At 63.0% G+C, this 15,966-nt stretch carries 15 protein-coding genes; 5 read left to right on the plus strand and 10 right to left on the minus strand.

Annotated elements, in window-relative coordinates:
- The first annotated feature begins 1 nt into the window (after position 1).
- Positions 2-1,033, plus strand: coding sequence for a peptidoglycan -binding protein (locus KIO76_RS04965; protein ID WP_213321749.1), 1,032 nt, complete (start codon positions 2-4; stop codon positions 1,031-1,033).
- On the opposite strand, the gene KIO76_RS04970 is transcribed toward KIO76_RS04965, so the two are convergent.
- Complete coding sequence (locus KIO76_RS04970) at positions 1,020-2,870, minus strand: ABC transporter transmembrane domain-containing protein (RefSeq protein ID WP_502761834.1); 1,851 nt, start codon at positions 2,868-2,870, stop codon at positions 1,020-1,022. The genes KIO76_RS04965 and KIO76_RS04970 overlap by 14 nt on opposite strands.
- A gap of 135 nt (positions 2,871-3,005) precedes the next feature.
- Here KIO76_RS04970 and rpmE point away from each other — a divergent pair, with 135 nt between their 5' ends.
- A complete protein-coding gene (gene rpmE, locus KIO76_RS04975; RefSeq protein WP_213321750.1) occupies positions 3,006-3,236 on the plus strand; it encodes a 50S ribosomal protein L31 in 231 nt (76 codons plus the stop codon).
- Between the two features lie 293 nt (positions 3,237-3,529).
- On the opposite strand, the gene rcdA is transcribed toward rpmE, so the two are convergent.
- Positions 3,530-4,051, minus strand: coding sequence for a protease adaptor protein RcdA (gene rcdA / locus KIO76_RS04980; RefSeq protein ID WP_213321751.1), 522 nt, complete (start codon positions 4,049-4,051; stop codon positions 3,530-3,532).
- 437 nt (positions 4,052-4,488) lie between these two features.
- Positions 4,489-4,683, minus strand: coding sequence for a DUF1192 domain-containing protein (locus tag KIO76_RS04985; RefSeq protein WP_213321752.1), 195 nt, complete (start codon positions 4,681-4,683; stop codon positions 4,489-4,491).
- 449 nt (positions 4,684-5,132) lie between these two features.
- Here KIO76_RS04985 and KIO76_RS04990 point away from each other — a divergent pair, with 449 nt between their 5' ends.
- The gene (locus KIO76_RS04990) at positions 5,133-5,852 is read left to right on the plus strand and encodes a DUF1013 domain-containing protein (RefSeq protein ID WP_213321753.1); all 720 of its coding nucleotides are present in this window, start codon (positions 5,133-5,135) and stop codon (positions 5,850-5,852) included.
- A 621-nt stretch (positions 5,853-6,473) separates the two neighbouring features.
- Here KIO76_RS04990 and KIO76_RS04995 read toward each other — a convergent pair.
- The 5 genes from KIO76_RS04995 to KIO76_RS05015 form a co-directional block, all read right to left on the minus strand.
- Positions 6,474-7,277 carry a tetratricopeptide repeat protein gene (locus KIO76_RS04995; RefSeq protein WP_213325029.1) on the minus strand — a complete coding sequence of 268 codons (804 nt, stop codon included), beginning with the start codon at positions 7,275-7,277 and terminating at the stop codon, positions 6,474-6,476.
- 707 nt (positions 7,278-7,984) lie between these two features.
- Positions 7,985-8,215: a 30S ribosomal protein S21 gene (gene rpsU / locus KIO76_RS31315; protein WP_019403310.1), complete on the minus strand. Its 231-nt coding sequence runs from the start codon at positions 8,213-8,215 to the stop codon at positions 7,985-7,987.
- Positions 8,216-8,378: 163 nt separating this feature from the next.
- On the minus strand, positions 8,379-9,491 hold the full coding sequence (locus tag KIO76_RS05005) for a 5-(carboxyamino)imidazole ribonucleotide synthase (RefSeq protein ID WP_213321754.1): 1,113 nt from the start codon (positions 9,489-9,491) through the stop codon (positions 8,379-8,381).
- On the minus strand, positions 9,488-9,991 hold the full coding sequence (gene purE, locus KIO76_RS05010; protein ID WP_213321755.1) for a 5-(carboxyamino)imidazole ribonucleotide mutase: 504 nt from the start codon (positions 9,989-9,991) through the stop codon (positions 9,488-9,490). The genes KIO76_RS05005 and purE overlap by 4 nt, the downstream gene beginning before the upstream one ends.
- Positions 9,992-10,169: 178 nt before the next feature.
- On the minus strand, positions 10,170-10,388 hold the full coding sequence (locus tag KIO76_RS05015; protein WP_291975789.1) for a YdcH family protein: 219 nt from the start codon (positions 10,386-10,388) through the stop codon (positions 10,170-10,172).
- 495 nt (positions 10,389-10,883) lie between these two features.
- Between KIO76_RS05015 and KIO76_RS05020 the strand changes: the two genes are divergently transcribed.
- Positions 10,884-11,933 (plus strand): RluA family pseudouridine synthase, encoded by a 1,050-nt coding sequence (locus KIO76_RS05020; protein ID WP_213325032.1) that lies wholly within the window; start codon positions 10,884-10,886, stop codon positions 11,931-11,933.
- Positions 11,934-12,102: 169 nt separating this feature from the next.
- Positions 12,103-13,002 (plus strand): RNA polymerase sigma factor RpoH, encoded by a 900-nt coding sequence (gene rpoH / locus KIO76_RS05025; protein ID WP_213321756.1) that lies wholly within the window; start codon positions 12,103-12,105, stop codon positions 13,000-13,002.
- Between the two features lie 144 nt (positions 13,003-13,146).
- Here rpoH and KIO76_RS05030 read toward each other — a convergent pair whose 3' ends face one another.
- Positions 13,147-14,421: a histidine kinase gene (locus KIO76_RS05030; protein ID WP_213321757.1), complete on the minus strand. Its 1,275-nt coding sequence runs from the start codon at positions 14,419-14,421 to the stop codon at positions 13,147-13,149.
- Between the two features lie 31 nt (positions 14,422-14,452).
- Entirely contained in the window at positions 14,453-15,745 is a 1,293-nt protein-coding gene (locus KIO76_RS05035; protein ID WP_213321758.1) for an adenylosuccinate synthase, read from the minus strand.
- Positions 15,746-15,966: the final 221 nt, after the last annotated feature.

The following is a 15,966-nucleotide window of genomic DNA, read 5'->3' on the forward strand; positions in this document are numbered from 1 at the left end:
CATGGCTCTGTCCCGCGCACGCCGCTCCGAGCGCCGGCTCGACTACTGGCCGGGCTTTGTCGACGCCCTGTCGACACTGGTGCTGTCGATCATCTTCATCCTGACCGTCTTCGTGCTGGGGCAGTTTTTCCTCTCCCAGGAAATTTCCGGGCGCGACAGCGCCCTGCAGCGGCTCAATCGCCAGATTCTTGAGCTGAACGAGCTCCTCGCGCTTGAGCGCGCCAACCGCCAGGATGCCGAGGATAATCTCGCCGCGCTGCAGTCCACCCTGCAAACGGCCGAGGCCGACAGACAACGCCTGCAAGGCCTCTTGAGCTCAGGCTCGGCCACCAGCACCGCCGCGAATGCCCGCATCGGCCAGCTGACCGCCGAAATCGATAAGGAAAAGGCTATCTCCGCCCGGGCGATGTCGCAGGTCGAGTTGCTTAACCAGCAACTCGCCGCATTGCGGCGCCAGCTAGCGGCGCTGGAGGATGCCCTCGCGGCCTCCGAAGCGCGCGACAAGGAAAGCCAGGCGCGCGTTGCCGACCTCGGCAGCCGCCTCAATGTCGCGCTGGCGCAGCGTGTCCAGGAACTGGCTCGCTTCCGCTCGGACTTCTTCGGTCGCCTGCGGCAGATCCTGGGCGAGCGGCCGGACATCCGCGTCGTCGGCGATCGCTTCGTTTTCCAGTCGGAGGTCTTTTTCGACGCAGGCTCTGCCGCCCTTCTGCCCGCGGGCGCGGCCGAACTCGACAAGGTGGCTAGCGCGCTGATCGATCTCGATAAGGAAATCCCGGCGGATATCCCATGGATCATCCGCGTCGACGGCCACACGGACAAACGTCCGGTGTCGGGCTTTGGCGAGTTCAAGAGCAACTGGGCCCTGTCCGCCGCACGTGCCATCGCCGTCGTGCAATATTTCGTGAGCAAAGGCGTGCCGCCCCAACGGCTCCTCGCCGCCGGCTTCGGCGAGTACCAGCCGATCGAGCTCGGCGATAATGACGACGCTTACCGCCGCAATCGCCGCATCGAACTGAAGCTTACGGAACGGTGAGCCCACCGCCGCCTGCCGCTACAGCAACCCGCTCGGGCGTGGCATGGCTGAATTGGAGCCGCGCCAGGCGTGCATAGAGCCCGCCGCGGGCGACAAGGCTTTGATGCGTTCCTTCTTCCACGATGCGCCCCTCGTCGATCACGAGAATGCGGTCGGCCGAGAGCACGGTTGCCAGGCGGTGGGCCACCACGAGTGTCGTGCGCCCTTCCATCAGACGATCCAGCGCGTGTTGCACGAGCTGCTCGCTCTCGGCATCGAGAGCCGAGGTCGCCTCGTCGAGCACCAGGATCGGCGCGTCCTTCAACACCGCCCGGGCGATGGCGATGCGCTGCCGCTGGCCGCCGGATAGCGTCACGCCCCGCTCCCCGACAAGGGTGTCATAAGCCTGGGGCAGCGCCTGAATGAAACCGTCGGCAGCTGCAAAAGCAGCGGCCTGCCGCGCCTCGGCCTCACTCGCGTCGGGACGCCCATAGCGGATGTTGTCGATCACGCTGGTGCCGAAGACGACCGGATCCTGGGGCACGAACGCGATGCGCCGCCGCACCGCGGCGGGGTCAGCGGCGGCAATGTCGACGCCATCAACGCGCACAATGCCCTCTTGTGGATCGTAAGCACGCAACAGAAGCTGGATCACCGTGCTCTTGCCAGCCCCCGAAGGACCAACGAGCGCCACCCGCTCACCCCGGCGGATCTCGAAGCTCAGTCCATCGACCGAGGGCGTCTCGGGGCGGGTTGGGTAGGCGAAACGCACGCGCTCGAAAGCAACCGTGCCCAGTGGCGGCTCTGGCAGCTCCACCGGCCGTGCCGGAGCCGTCACCGCAGGTTTGGTCGCCAGGAGCTCGGCAAGCCGCCCAGCCGCACCAGCGGCTTGGGAAACCTCCCCCCACACCTGGCTGAGCTCGCCGAGCGATGACGCGGCAAGAACGGCATAAATGACGAATTGAGACAGGCGTCCCGCCGTCATGCGGCCGGCGAGCACATCCTGCGCGCCATACCACAGCACCGCGACCACACTCGCCGAAACAAGGAACAGGGCGATGGCAGTCAGGATGGCGCGGGCCGTCACCGAAGCCCGTGCCGCCTCGAATGTCTCCTCCGCCGCCCTGCTGAAACGCGACGCGGTCGCATCCTCGGCGTTAAAGGCCTGCATGATGCGCACGGCGCCGATGGCCTCCACCGCATAGGCTGAGACCGCCGCGAGCTTGTCCTGGGCAATGCGCGAGCGTCGCCGGACACCACGGCCGGATGCCACAAGCGGAATAACGATGATCGGAATGACGATGAGAACCAGGCTCGACAGGCGGGGGCTGGTGATCACCATCATCGTCGCCGCGCCCAGGAACAGCACGAGATTGCGCAGGGCGACCGAAGCGCTGGCGCCAAAGGCGGCCTTGATCATCGTGGTGTCGGCTGTGAGACGGGAGGTGATCTCACCACTCTTGGTCCGGTCGTAAAAGCCGGCGTCGAGTTGCGTGAGGTGCCGAAAGACGGCGGACCGCAGATCCGCGACCACCCGCTCGCCCAGCGTCGTCACGAAATAATAGCGTGTGGCGCTGGCAAGCGCGAGAACCCCGACCACGACGACGAGCACGGCGAAGTAGCTGTCGATCATCCCGGCGCCGTCCGTCGAGAAGCCATGGTCGATCACACGGCGTACGGCAAGCGGCAAGGCGAGTGTCGCAGCAGAAGCCATCAGCAGGGCGAAACAGGCCGCGGCAATGAGGCCCCGATAACGCAGGGCAAAAGGCAACAGTGGCCTGAGGGCGCTCAGCGGTGCCCGCGGCCTGGCTTCGCTTCCAAGTTCGTCCATCTGGCTTGCCGAACGGCGTGCCATCATCAATCCTCCGAATTTGCTTCCTTTTGTCCGCTTGTCCTTCGCTTGGCGCTGCGCTATAGGGTCGCGACCCTGAGACAACCTGCCGACGATGTGCGTGGTTGCCGCCGCTTGCGGTGACTTCGAAAGGATTTTGCCATGAAGGCCGACATTCACCCGCAATACCATTTTATCAAGGTCACGCAGACCGACGGTTCCACCTACGTCACACGCTCGACTTATGGCGAAGAGGGCGCGAACCTCAACCTCGATATTGACAATCTCACCCATCCGGCCTGGACCGGTGGCACGCAGCAGCTGCTCGATCGTGGCGGCCGCCTGTCGCGGTTCAACAACCGCTTCGCTGGTCTGAGCTTCGGTAAGAAGTAAGCTGCTGGGTTCTGCGCCGGGTCACACCGGCGCGACCTCGTAGGCAGACTCCTCCCCAAAAACCTCTGACAGGTCGAGCGGCCGATGAGGCCTGCACCCTGCCGGAGGGTCTGCGCTCGACAGTTACGAAATGAAACGGCGGCTGGACGATCCAGCCGCCGTTTCGTTCTGCCATAGATAACCGCGCCGCATTGCACTGGAGCCCCGCTCGGCGGCATCTCGCCTTGCGGGGCTCCAGCAATTCCGGCTCGCTGCTCCGAAGAGCCGCAAGCCGGCCCCCCAACCTTATTCTGCTAAAGCAAAACTGATTGTACGCGTTTGACTTGAGTCAAAGGCGCCTGCGTGGTGACGAAAGCCATGTCGTCGTCGCCTGTTGCGAGCACATGCTCCAGATGTTTGATGCGTGTGAAGAGACGTTGAGCCCGCACCAGCAGCTCACAAAGTCGTGGCGGCAACGCCTCATCCATGGCGGGAACTTCATTCGGCTCGGCATTGGCGAGCCGCACCTTGGATTTCTCGCTACGCGCCTCGCGCATGCTGATCTCGCCATCTGCGACCGCCCGATGCAGCAACAGCCAGGAAGCCATCTGCATCAAGCGTGTCGTGAGGCGCATACTCTCGGTCGCATAGGCGAGCGCGGCCTGTCGGCGTAGTGCGCGAGCCTCGGCGCGCCCCGCCCCTTCCAGGTAGGCGGCCGTCTCCTCGATCAGGGCCATGCCTTCGCGGAACAAGCGGCGGAACTGCTCCGAAGCAACGAAATGCACGCCGAAGGGGATCGGCGTCGTTGCCTGCCGAGTCATGTCTACGCTTGCCATACCTCACCTTTCCGGCTCCGGCCGGACGCCGACGTCTCGTAATGAAACATCGACTCCCACCTGGATCCGATATCGCAAGGAGAGCGCCAGTTGCGGCCAGGCGTAGCGGCCGCCAGGCGGTTTCGGAGCGGGCCAATATCTTGGCCACGAAGGCGAGACGGACGATTGACGCCGCCGGGCGTGTCGGGCCGAAGACGCTGCCCGGCTCGGTACGATGGCGGAGAGACAGCTTGACGCGCCGGCGACGCCGCAAAAAAAAGCCGCCCTGAGGGCGGCTGAAGGTCGAAGCAGGGAGGCGTCAAAAAGAGTGGACAGGGCCACTCAGCGTCCAGGAAATGGACAGCCTAGTCATATATCGGAAACCTTAATGGACCGTTGCCTGCCAACTCCCGTCAGATGCACGCGTCAAAAAGATACAGACAGGGGCCTCAGCCCGTTCAAGAGCGGAACACCGAATCCGCTTGTGCCCGGGAGGCTTCCTTCGCGGCTCGCGCCGCCGTCAGTCGCTCGATCTCCGCCCGGAGCAGTGCGATGCGCTCGGTCAATTCATGGAGCGAGAGGGCGCTGAGATCTTGACCGAGAACATGCTGAGTCACGGGTCGGGGAGCTTCATCATCGAAGAGGCCAACCATCGGCAATTCTCCTCATGCTGCCATCGCGGGGGCCACGCCCATCGTTCATGGAACACTTACTCCGATATGGCAATCAAGGCCGATAAGGCAACCGGAGCCTGCATGGGAGAGACATTTACGCGCCCAACATCGCTTTCTCGCTGTTGGCCATTTGCCAGCGACCGTTGCAGCGCCTATATTCCGCCAGTTCCCCTTCATCGGTGGTGACGTCCCGCCCTGGCCGGTTAGCCTGGCCGGAAGCCCGCGGAAGGTTTACCTAGAGCGCTTGTGGGCCGGGTGGTATCATCCGATCCGCAGGAAATCGCTCCAGATCAATAACTTGGAGCCAAATTGGCGGCGAATTGCGGGCGCTCAAGCGTCCCGCCACCTGCCAAATGGGCTCTGGCGCTTGACCTCACAGGCGTCGTCGTGAAGACGATGCTAGAAATAAGACCTTTAAGGAGCTCCCTATGTCCACGGGCCCCCTGATGCCGAAAGCGACCGCCGTCTGGTTGGTCGAGAACACGGCATTGACCTTTGAGCAGATCGCTGAGTTCTGCAAATTGCACCCGCTCGAGGTGAAGGGCATCGCCGATGGCGAAGTCGCGATCGGCATCAAGGGTCTTGATCCGACGAGCACGGGCCAATTGAGCCGCGAGGAAATCAGCCGTGCGGAAAAGGACGAAAACCACGTCCTGCGCATGGCGGCGCCCAAGGTCAAGCTGCCGGAACAGAAGCGCAAGAAGGGCCCGCGCTACACGCCGGTTTCGCGGCGCCAGGACCGTCCCAATGCCATCCTCTGGCTGCTGCGCAACCATCCGGAGTTGAAGGATGCGCAAATCATGCGGCTGATCGGGACCACCAAGACGACGATCCAGCAGATCCGCGAGCGGACTCACTGGAATGCGGCCAGCCTTGCGCCCATGGACCCGGTCACTTTGGGACTTTGCTCCCAGATCGATCTTGATTTCGAGGTCGCGCGTTCCGCCAAGGATCGCCCCGCCCAGCTGGATGCCGGCCAGACATTGCTCTCGCCGGAGGAGACGACCGCACCGCTCCCCGAAGACGCGATTGATCCTTTCGGCGACATGAACCGTCCCAGGAAGGAAGAGGATGACGCGATCGACGCGGACAGCGTTTTCGCTAAGCTCAAGCAACTCCGGCCTCGGGACGACGAGGACGAGGATTGAGCATCCCGCGCCAATGCGCTTGAGGCTTCGGGAGAATTTGCGCTCCCAGCTCCGGATTCCAGGGCGTCCAGTTGGGCGCCCTTTTTGCTGAAATGCACCGGCTCGGCAAGTACTGCGCCACTGCAATGCATTGAAACGCGCTGCAACGCCGCTGTCATTCCCCCGGGGGCGCGGGGCGATATGGTGTGCCTGCTGGCAGCGCCATAGCAGGTACGGTGGTTATGCTCATTGCACAGTGGATTGCGACCGCAATCGCCGGTTTGTCCTTTTGGCTGGCCATGGGCTACACGCTCTGGCGCGGCCTCGGTCCGGTGGCCTGGTGCGCAGAGATCGCTGCCAAATTTGAAGCCCGCGGGAAAGCTTCAGCGAGAGCGGCTTCTCAAACCTGTGCGCTCGGCGCGCATATGTTCGCGAGGCGGGACGAGGCCATCAAGCGCTGAGGACGGCCAGACAGGCTCTCCCGCCGCTTTGCACGCCGCATCGAGCAGCCCTGTGGCGGGGCTTGTACGCTGGATCTCCAGCGAACGGAGCCGGCTTGGATGAAGCAGACCTCCCTTCCCCTGGACGCTGACTGGCCCGCCCTTTCTCAAGCAAAGCAAATCCGGACAGACGGACTCGGCCCTAGCCGAAGAGGCCGCCGCCGCCTTGAACACGGCGGAGCCCCTGCTTGGCGACATCATTATTCGGATCGACCGAAATGGCGCGCTGATAGGATTCGATCGCCTCGTTCTTCCTGCCGAGACGTTCGTAGGCCATGCCCCGGCCTGCCCATGCATCGGCGTTGCGGTTGTCGACATTGAGCGAGGCATTGAAGTCCTCGACCGCCTTGTCATATTGGCCCACCGCGAGGAGGCTCTGGCCTCGTCCTGTGTATGGCGCCGCGACAAAGGGGTTGCGGTCGAGAGCCGCGTCGAAATCCTTGATGGCCAATTGGTTCTGGCCCTGCCTTTGGTAGACGAGCGCACGGGCGTGGAAGGATTCGGCCGATTCGGGGTTGAGCTGGATCGCCCGGCTCAAATCGGCCTGGGCCTGATCGAAGCGCCCCTGCACGCGAAGCAGATTGGCACGCCCGACATAGGCGGGAGCATAGTTTGGATCGGACGCGATCGCGCGGTCGAAATCGCCCAGCGCCTGCTGGTCGCGGCCGGTCTGGCGATAGGCCAGGGCGCGATTCGTATAGGCCGGCGCGTAGTTGGGGTTAAGCTTAACGGCCTGAGAGAAATCAGCGATGGCTTCAGAGAACTGCCCTGTGCGGGCATAGGCAGCACCGCGGGTGTTGTAAGCTCCGGGATCGCTGGGATTGGCCTTGATCACATCCGTCAGCGACGCGATGTTGGTCGATGTCGCGGCCGAGTTATCCTTGACGAGCTCAGCGACCCTGGCCGACTGCGGAGCTACTGTTTCACAGGCCACAAGACCACCCATCAGGCCCGCAGCCGCAACCAGCCGAGCGCCAACCCAGAAGCGATATCCCGCCGTGCCATGAAAACGGCGAGGAGAGGCCTGCGCCGCGCGCTGATTCATCACCACAGATTCTCCTACCCTTGATACCGGTCAACACCCGGCATCCCACACGAGGCCGCTCTGCCGCCATGACGGGGATGCCAGCCGGGACGCAATAAACACCGCTCTGGTTAACCCTTAACCATCATTCTGGCGAAATCCGGTTTCTGATTCATGCAGTGTGTTCAGCTGGAAACATTTCGACATCGCTGCAATTTCCAAAGACACGACCCGCGTTCTCTGCAGGAGTGGGAAATTGTCTTTTATTGACAACGCCCTATGGGCATGGGCCTTCCTCTGCAAGGCAGAGTTTGAACTGATTGCATTGTGATCCCTGACCTGCGGCGCGACGGATTGTCTCGACGTGCGCCACATGCAGACCAGCGTAGCAGTCAGGACATGCGTCCAGCAGCCCCTTTCGGGCGGCGTTGAAGCGTCGCGCGGCGGAAAAAGGAAAAGGCGCCCAGGAGAGCCGGGGCGCCGCATAGCCTATCTGTCAATTTACGACGCCAAGACACTGCGCATCATCGATGCAGCCACGCCATGGGCCGCTGCCGAAACACGATAGCCCTGCCGCCGATCATCGGCATCGACGCAGCAATCCTGGCTGTGCCGTGCTCGGTGATGAATCAGCGCGTGGGCTTCGGCTTCGAAGGCAGGAGGCCTTCACGCTGAAGACGCTTGCGCATCAGCTTGCGCGCGCGGCGCACGGCTTCGGCCTTTTCGCGAGCCCGCTTTTCAGAGGGCTTCTCGTAATGTCCGCGAAGCTTCATCTCACGAAAGATGCCTTCACGCTGCATCTTCTTTTTCAGCGCACGCAGCGCTTGATCGACATTGTTGTCGCGAACGAGAACCTGCACGCCTTCATCCCGTATTCTGAGTAGTAGGTTTGGCAAAAGCCGAAAGCGGCGCCGAAACGCGCCGCCACAAAGGATGGTTGCGAATAGCAGATGTCATCACGGCTGTCCACCATCCCAGCCATGATTCCGGTATCAAATACCGTCAGCCTGTCACATCCGCATGTCATTCGGGCAGGACGCGGGTCACGTGGCCCATCTTGCGTCCGGGGCGCGCGCTCGCCTTGCCGTAGAGGTGAAGGTGCAAGCCGGGCTGCGCGACGATGTCAGCCCATGCCTCGACATCGGCCCCTATCAGATTGCGCATCTCCACCCGGCCGTTGCGACGGGTAGAGCCCAAAGGCCAGCCGCAGACCGCGCGGATATGCTGCGCAAATTGCGAGGTGACCGCCCCTTCGATTGTCCAGTGGCCGGAATTGTGCACCCGCGGCGCAATCTCATTGACGACGATCGGGCTGCCCTCACCTTCGAGAACGAACATTTCGACGGCGAGCACCCCGACATAAGACAGGGCGTCGGCGATAGCCTTTGCGGCCGCAATGGCCTCCGCGGTCCGCTCCGCGGACAGCGCACTTGGCACTGTCGTGATATCAAGGATGTGATGACGGTGGACGTTCTCGCAGACATCGTAAGCCGCAAAGGCACCCGCCTGGTCGCGCGCACCGACCACAGACACTTCACGCACGAAAGGGACGAACCCTTCCAGAATGGCCGGCGCATGGCCGATAGCCGCGAGAGCCGCATCTAGATCTGTTCCCGCCTCGATCTTTACCTGCCCCTTGCCGTCATAGCCGAAACGGCGCGTCTTCAGGATCGCGGGCGTGCCGAGGTCGGCCAAGGCCTCAACCAGGTCTTGCCTGCTGGCAACGTCCCTAAACGGCGCGGTCGGAATACCGAGCTCCGCGACGAACCGTTTCTCGAGCAAACGGTCCTGGGTGGTTGCGAGGGCCGTTTGATCCGGGAAGAGCGGCACGTGCCGACGAAGAAGGTCCACGCTCTCAGCCGGGATATTCTCGAATTCATAGGTGACGACATCGACCGCGGCCGCGAAGGCAACAAGCGCCGCCTCATCCTCATAGCTGGCCACGGTGTGCTTGCCAGCAACCTCGAACGCCGGACTGTCCGCGTCAGGCGCGAAGATGTGGGTTTTCAACCCGTAGGAGGCGGCGGCGATCGCCATCATACGGCCGAGTTGTCCGCCGCCGAGAATCCCGACAGTCGCGCCAGGGGAAAGCAAGCCCGCCTTAGCTGCACCGCCAGCAGAAGAACTCGTGCTCATGACGTGATCTCGGGGACATCCGCTACGGCGGCTGTTTGCCGCTCGCGCCATGTCTTGAGGCGCGCCGTCAGCTCGGCATCGTTGAGGGCCAGAACTGCAGCCGCGAGCAACGCCGCATTCACGGCGCCAGCCCGGCCGATCGCCAGTGTCCCGACAGGAATCCCAGCCGGCATCTGCACGATCGACAGCAGGCTGTCCTGCCCGGAGAGCGCCTTTGACTCAACAGGCACGCCGAATACAGGCAAATGCGTCAGCGCGGCCGCCATGCCGGGCAGATGTGCCGCCCCGCCCGCGCCAGCGATAATGATCTTGTAGCCGGCATCGGCCGCGCCCTTCGCAAAGTCATACAGCCTGTCCGGCGTACGATGGGCCGATACGATCCTGGCATCAAACGCGACGCCCAGCGCTTCGAGGGTCTCGGTGGCATGACGCATGGTCGCCCAGTCCGACTGGCTTCCCATGATGACGGCAACCGGTGCTTTGCCCGCTTTTCCATTCATCGGGTGATCATCCCCTTCCAAAGCGGGCGAATGCCGTAGCCGGCGCTTCCCATACGTTTGCGCTCCTCTGAAAATCGCGCCATAGCGGGTGTGGAGGCCCTACGCAAGGGCAGACTTGCTCACACCGCCTTGCCCTGCCCGCCCACGCCAGGCAGCGCCGGTCGGCAAGCCCCCGCCCTCACGCGATGATGTCCGGGGTCAACTGGTCCTCGATGAAGGAAATGCGGTCTTTCAAGACGAGTTTCCGCTTCTTCAGCCGCTGGATCTGTAACTGGTCGGCGGGACCCACATGCTCCAAGGCGCCGATCGCCATGTCGAGATCACGATGCTCTTCCCGCAGCCGCGACAATTCGGCCGCGAGGACATCCAGCTCATTGCCTTCGAACAGTCCAGCCACCGACGGCTTATCGGAGTTCTCAGCCCTCGGCGGAGGAGTTCCTCCACCTTGCAGCGACACAATCGAGGGCGGCAACCGCACGTCGTTCACCCGCGCCTCCGCGTCTGTCCTCGCCGAGGTGCTGCACCAGCGCCCATATGATCACCCCTGCAACACGTCGATTGCGTGTCCATGCTGGTCCGAAATTCTCTCACGACAACGAATCCCACCGGGACCGCGTGGTATCCTTTGGACCAAGAGCCTCAGACAGTGATTAGCTGTCAAGGCGCCTGCTGTGCCCGGCGCGCATCATACGCCGGAGCGCAAGAACGTTCCACCGTAACGATGGCGCAGCCGCTGCTTCAAGGCGTTGCAGTGACTATCCGTCACGGCGGAACTGCGATGGGGATTGGGTTCACTTCGCTCATGGGGCCTCTGTAGCGATGCCGGCTTGGTGAGGCCTTGCCCTGCTGGATGGTGCTTGCCCCGTTGGCGGGACTGATGCATGCCTTCCCGATGCACGCTTCCTCCGACCTAGCTCAGACCGCGTCCACTCAGGTGCAGACCGTTACCGTAGCGGACAACCTCGCCGGCGACCGCCTGGATCGATTTCTCGCGTCGGCTTTCGCTGATCTCTCCCGGTCTCGCTTGCAGCAACTGGTTCGGGCTGGGCAGGTCCGCATCAATGGCGCAGTCGTGGAGGATCCGAAGCACAAGGTGACTGCTGGTGCGAAGGTCACCCTCGTGATACCGCCTGCTGCGCCGGCAGAGCCCGAACCGGAGTCGATCCCCCTCACGGTGCTCTACGAGGACAATCACATCATTGTCATCGACAAGCCGGCAGGCTTGGTCGTGCATCCCGCGCCCGGTCACTCGAGCGGAACGCTCGTCAATGCCTTGCTTGCCCATTGCGGTGAGAGCCTTTCGGGGATCGGCGGCGTGCGGCGTCCGGGCATCGTGCATCGACTGGACAAGGACACGTCCGGAGTCATGGTGGTGGCCAAGACTGATCAGGCGCATGCCGCGCTGTCCCAGCAGTTCGCCGACCATGGCCGCACGGGGCCGCTGGAACGGGTCTATACAGCTGTGGTCTGGGGCCTCCTGCCGACCGCGAAGGGGACCATCGACAAGCCGATTGAACGCGCGATGCATAATCGGGAGAAGATGACCGTGACCCGCGAGGGGCGCGGACGGATCGCCATCACCCACTATGAGGTTGATGGGATCTTCAGCGGCGATACGGAGCGGGGCATGGAACCCATAGGAAGCTTCGTCCGTTGTCGTCTTGAAACAGGGCGAACCCACCAGATCCGCGTTCACATGGCCCACATCGGCCATCCCCTGCTGGGCGACCAGCTGTATGGGCGGGGCTTCAAGACGAAGGAGAGCCTGCTCAGTCCTGCCGCCCGCTCCGCACTCGAGGCGCTTGGACGGCAGGCGTTGCATGCGCGCACCTTGGGCTTTGCCCATCCGGCAACGGGCGAGTTCATGTGCTTTGAAAGTGCGCCGCCGGGTGATCTGTCACGACTGGTATCGGCTTTGCCGAGAGCAAGGCCCGAACAGTAGATCATGTGCGGAAACGCACTGCATTCAGTGCCTTCGCACTGCAATATGCTCCAGACGCAGAAAGGTGCCTCGCCCGCTCAGGTCGAGACCTATATGCTACAATACGGAGCCGGCCAGATAGGCGGCTCTAAGACAACCTGCCTTAAAGGGGGTTGGTTAGGAGGTTTTCATGGCTTCGACGGTTCTTCCCGCGCTGCTGAACGAAGGTGGCCTGTCGCGCTATCTCGATGAGATCCGCCGGTTTCCGATGCTGAAACCGGAAGAGGAATTCATGCTCGCCAAACGTTGGCGCGAGCAGGATGATCGCGAAGCGGCCCATAAGCTTGTCACGTCCCATTTGCGGCTCGTAGCCAAGATCGCCATGGGCTATCGTGGCTACGGCCTGCCAATTTCGGAAGTCGTCTCGGAGGGTAACGTTGGCCTTATGCAGGCCGTTAAACGCTTCGAGCCCGATAAAGGCTTCCGCTTGGCCACCTATGCGATGTGGTGGATCAAGGCCGCGATTCAAGAGTACATCCTTCGCTCGTGGTCGTTGGTCAAAATGGGAACCACGGCCAATCAGAAGAAGCTGTTCTTCAATCTGCGCAAGGCCAAGAGCCACATTTCGGCTTACGAGGAAGGGGATCTTCGCCCCGACCAGGTCAAGACGATCGCCACGCGTCTCGGCGTCTCCGAGCAGGACGTCATCGACATGAATCGTCGTCTCAGCGGCGATACGTCGTTGAATGCCCCCTTGCGGCAGGAAGGCGAAGGCGAGTGGCAGGATTGGCTCGTGGACGACAGCGCCGACCAGGAGACGATCCTGGCCAACGAAGAGGAAGGGCGGAACCGCCTTTCAGCTTTGCGCGACGCGCTCGGCGTCCTCAACGACCGCGAACGGCGGATCTTCGAGGCCCGGCGCCTCCAGGACGAGCCCGTGACCCTTGAAGATCTGTCTGGTGAGTTCGGCGTCTCGCGTGAACGTGTCCGGCAGATTGAAGTCCGCGCCTTCGAGAAGGTGCAGGAAGCGGTGAAAAAAGGTTTGGCCAAGCTCGAGATGGCTAGCCCGGCCGCCCTGCCCGCGATGTGATACAAGCAGCCTGGCTGATTGCCGGTATGACGAAAATGGCCCCTTCCGGGGCCATTTTTTTTGTCTCATATCCGGCCTTGCTGAAAGTCAGATGCTGGAATAGCGGGGCCTTTGAGCTCGGGGTCGGCTCCGACCGGCGAACTGCTATTGCCAGAGGCGGAAGGCCTCGTTGATGGCTTGATCGCCCGATACACCCTTCTCGAACGCGAGCACGGCGCGGCGCCCGTTGGCGAAGCGAAGCGGTAGGTCGATCCATGCCTGGCTTTTCAGCAGAGAGGCGTTGCGCTCCATATCCGCGCTGAGGTTCGATAACCCGATCAGGAAAATGTTTTCAGTGACCGGCACGGGCAGGCCGGCGAGCGGCGTGCCGCGGCCGCCCTCGTCCGCCTTCAGCTGCATCACGCCGACATCGCGGACCGAGCGCGCCGGGTCGCCGGATGTGTTGCGGAACGTGAGCTCGACCGTATGGGACGCTGGCAGCGTCGTATCGCGGTTGCGTCGGAGCACAAGCGCAAGCGAGAGGCCCGCTTCCGGGACCTCGACATCTGCGTGAACGACACTCTCGAGAGGCTCGCCCTGCCCGGGATTGATGCTGTCGATCCGCCATGTCGTGCGCCCCGCCCGCACCAACGGTGCCCCCTGAGGGTTATCAGGCGATTCCTCATAGAGGCTCGCGCGCTGCGCGACGGCAACACCCCCTTGAGGTGCCTGTTGCTGCGCGGGAGGCTGCTGCGGGCTGGCGGTTTGGACCGGCGGCGCCGCGGGCGGTGCGGCCGGCGCAGCCTCGCCACCCAGACGCTCCGTGAATTTGCCGTCACCTTGCTCTTGGGGCGCGGCCTGCTCTTCCTCGCGGGGAATTTCGACGGGCCTGTCGCGCAGCACGACCGCAACGCCCGCTATCGCCGCAACAACTGCGGCAAGCACGCCCGCGACGACGAAAGTGCGCATGTGGCTGCGCCAGTCCCGCTTTGGGCGAACCGGGGCCAGCCGCGGCCGCTCACGGCCTGGCGATCCGTTTCCATCTGCATCCGCAGACCTGAGATCAGATTGCGGGGTTCCAGCCGGGTACGGCTCAAGATGCTCATCCTGCGACGGCGAAGCTTCGCTCGCTGAGGCGTGGCCTTCGTCAAACGCCTGGGGCACTTGCTCGAAGGCGTGCAGGTTCTCTTGATCGGGCCAGTTGTCCTGCGGCCAAGCGGGCTCTTCGCGCGGCCGAGCCTCCGCTTCGATTCGCGCAATGACAAGATCGAGCGCGGCGTATTCGCGATCGATATCCGCGTCGGCAAGCGGCGGCTCGACATTGCGCAACTGCTGAACGAGCACGGTACGCGCTCGCTCGTAGATGGCTCCGCGAGTCTCGGGCGTATTCTCCGGCAGACCAGAAATTGCCCGCTGCAGCAGGGTGTAATAATCGGCCATTCAGGTCGAATGTCTCGAATCGGTCGCCACGTCAACCTTCGAAGGGGTTATGCACCAGGATCGTGTCATCACGCTCGGGGCTGGTCGAGAGAAGCGCAACTGGCGCGCCGATCAATTCCTCGATACGTCTGACATACTTAATGGCCTGAGCGGGGAGATCGGCCCAGGAACGGGCCCCCGCTGTCGAGCCTTCCCATCCCTCGATTGTCTCGTAAATCGGCTCCACGCGGGCCTGCTGCGCCTGCCCGGCGGGCAGATAATCGTATTCTTTGCCGTCGAGGCGGTAGCCTACGCAGACATTGATTGTCTTGAAGCCGTCGAGGATGTCGAGCTTGGTCAAGGCAATGCCGTCGATGCCTGAGGTCTTCACCGTCTGCCGGACGAGGACAGCATCGAACCAGCCGCAGCGACGTTTGCGGCCGGTCACGGTGCCGAACTCATGGCCGCGGGTCCCGAGCATATCGCCGATCTCGTTGTCTTGCTCGGTTGGGAACGGGCCCCCGCCTACACGGGTCGTATAGGCCTTTGCGATGCCCAGCACATAGCCGATGGCGTTGGGGCCGAGTCCTGAGCCGGCGGCCGCCTGGCCCGCCACGGTGTGGGAGGATGTGACGAAGGGGTAGGTGCCGTGGTCGACATCAAGCAGGGCGCCCTGCGCACCCTCAAACAGGATGCGCTTCCCAGCGCGGCGATGCTCATCGAGCAGCATCCACGTCACGCCCATATAAGGAACGATCTCGGAGGCGATATCCTTGAGTTCGGCAAAGATCTCGCCTGCGTTGAACTCCGGCAGCCCGAAGCCCCGCCTCAAGGCATTGTGATGGACGAGAAGCCGCTCGATCTTTTCCTCGAGCGTGTCGAGATCCGCCAGATCCATCACGCGAATCGCACGGCGGCCGACCTTGTCTTCATAGGCCGGCCCAATGCCCCGGCGGGTGGTGCCGATCTTTGTACCGCTGTTGGAGTTTTCCCGCAGCGCATCAAGCTCGCGATGCAGCGACAGGATCAGAGCAGCATTGTCGGCAACGCGGAGGTTCTCCGGCGAGATCGTGAGCCCCTGCTCCTTCAGGCGCGAGATCTCGGAGATCAGGGCCTGAGGGTCGAGAACAACGCCATTGCCGATGACGCCCAGCTTGCCGGGCCGCACGACGCCCGACGGCAGGAGGGAAAGCTTGTAGGTCGTGCCATCGATGACAAGCGTATGACCGGCATTATGACCGCCCTGGAAGCGAACGACCACGTCGGCCTGTTCGCTCAACCAGTCAACGATCTTGCCTTTACCTTCATCGCCCCACTGGGCACCGACTACAACGACGTTCGCCATATCCTTCAAGCCGGCCGAAAGCCGACCCCTCACATGACAAACCCCGGCGCAAGGCCGGGGTCCTTACAGCCTCTCTTCGACGATTAGGCCCGCGAGGTCAAGCCACAGCGTCGCCGCGCCCTCCCCTGGCAGTTCACAACCCGCGTTACCCGTCGCCGGACGAAACTTGTGACGGTGTTTATGCATGTCTGCCTTGCGCCGGGCCTGCTAACCCTGGTCTT

It is taken from the genome of Chelatococcus sp. YT9 (assembly GCF_018398315.1).
GTDB lineage: Bacteria > Pseudomonadota > Alphaproteobacteria > Rhizobiales > Beijerinckiaceae > Chelatococcus.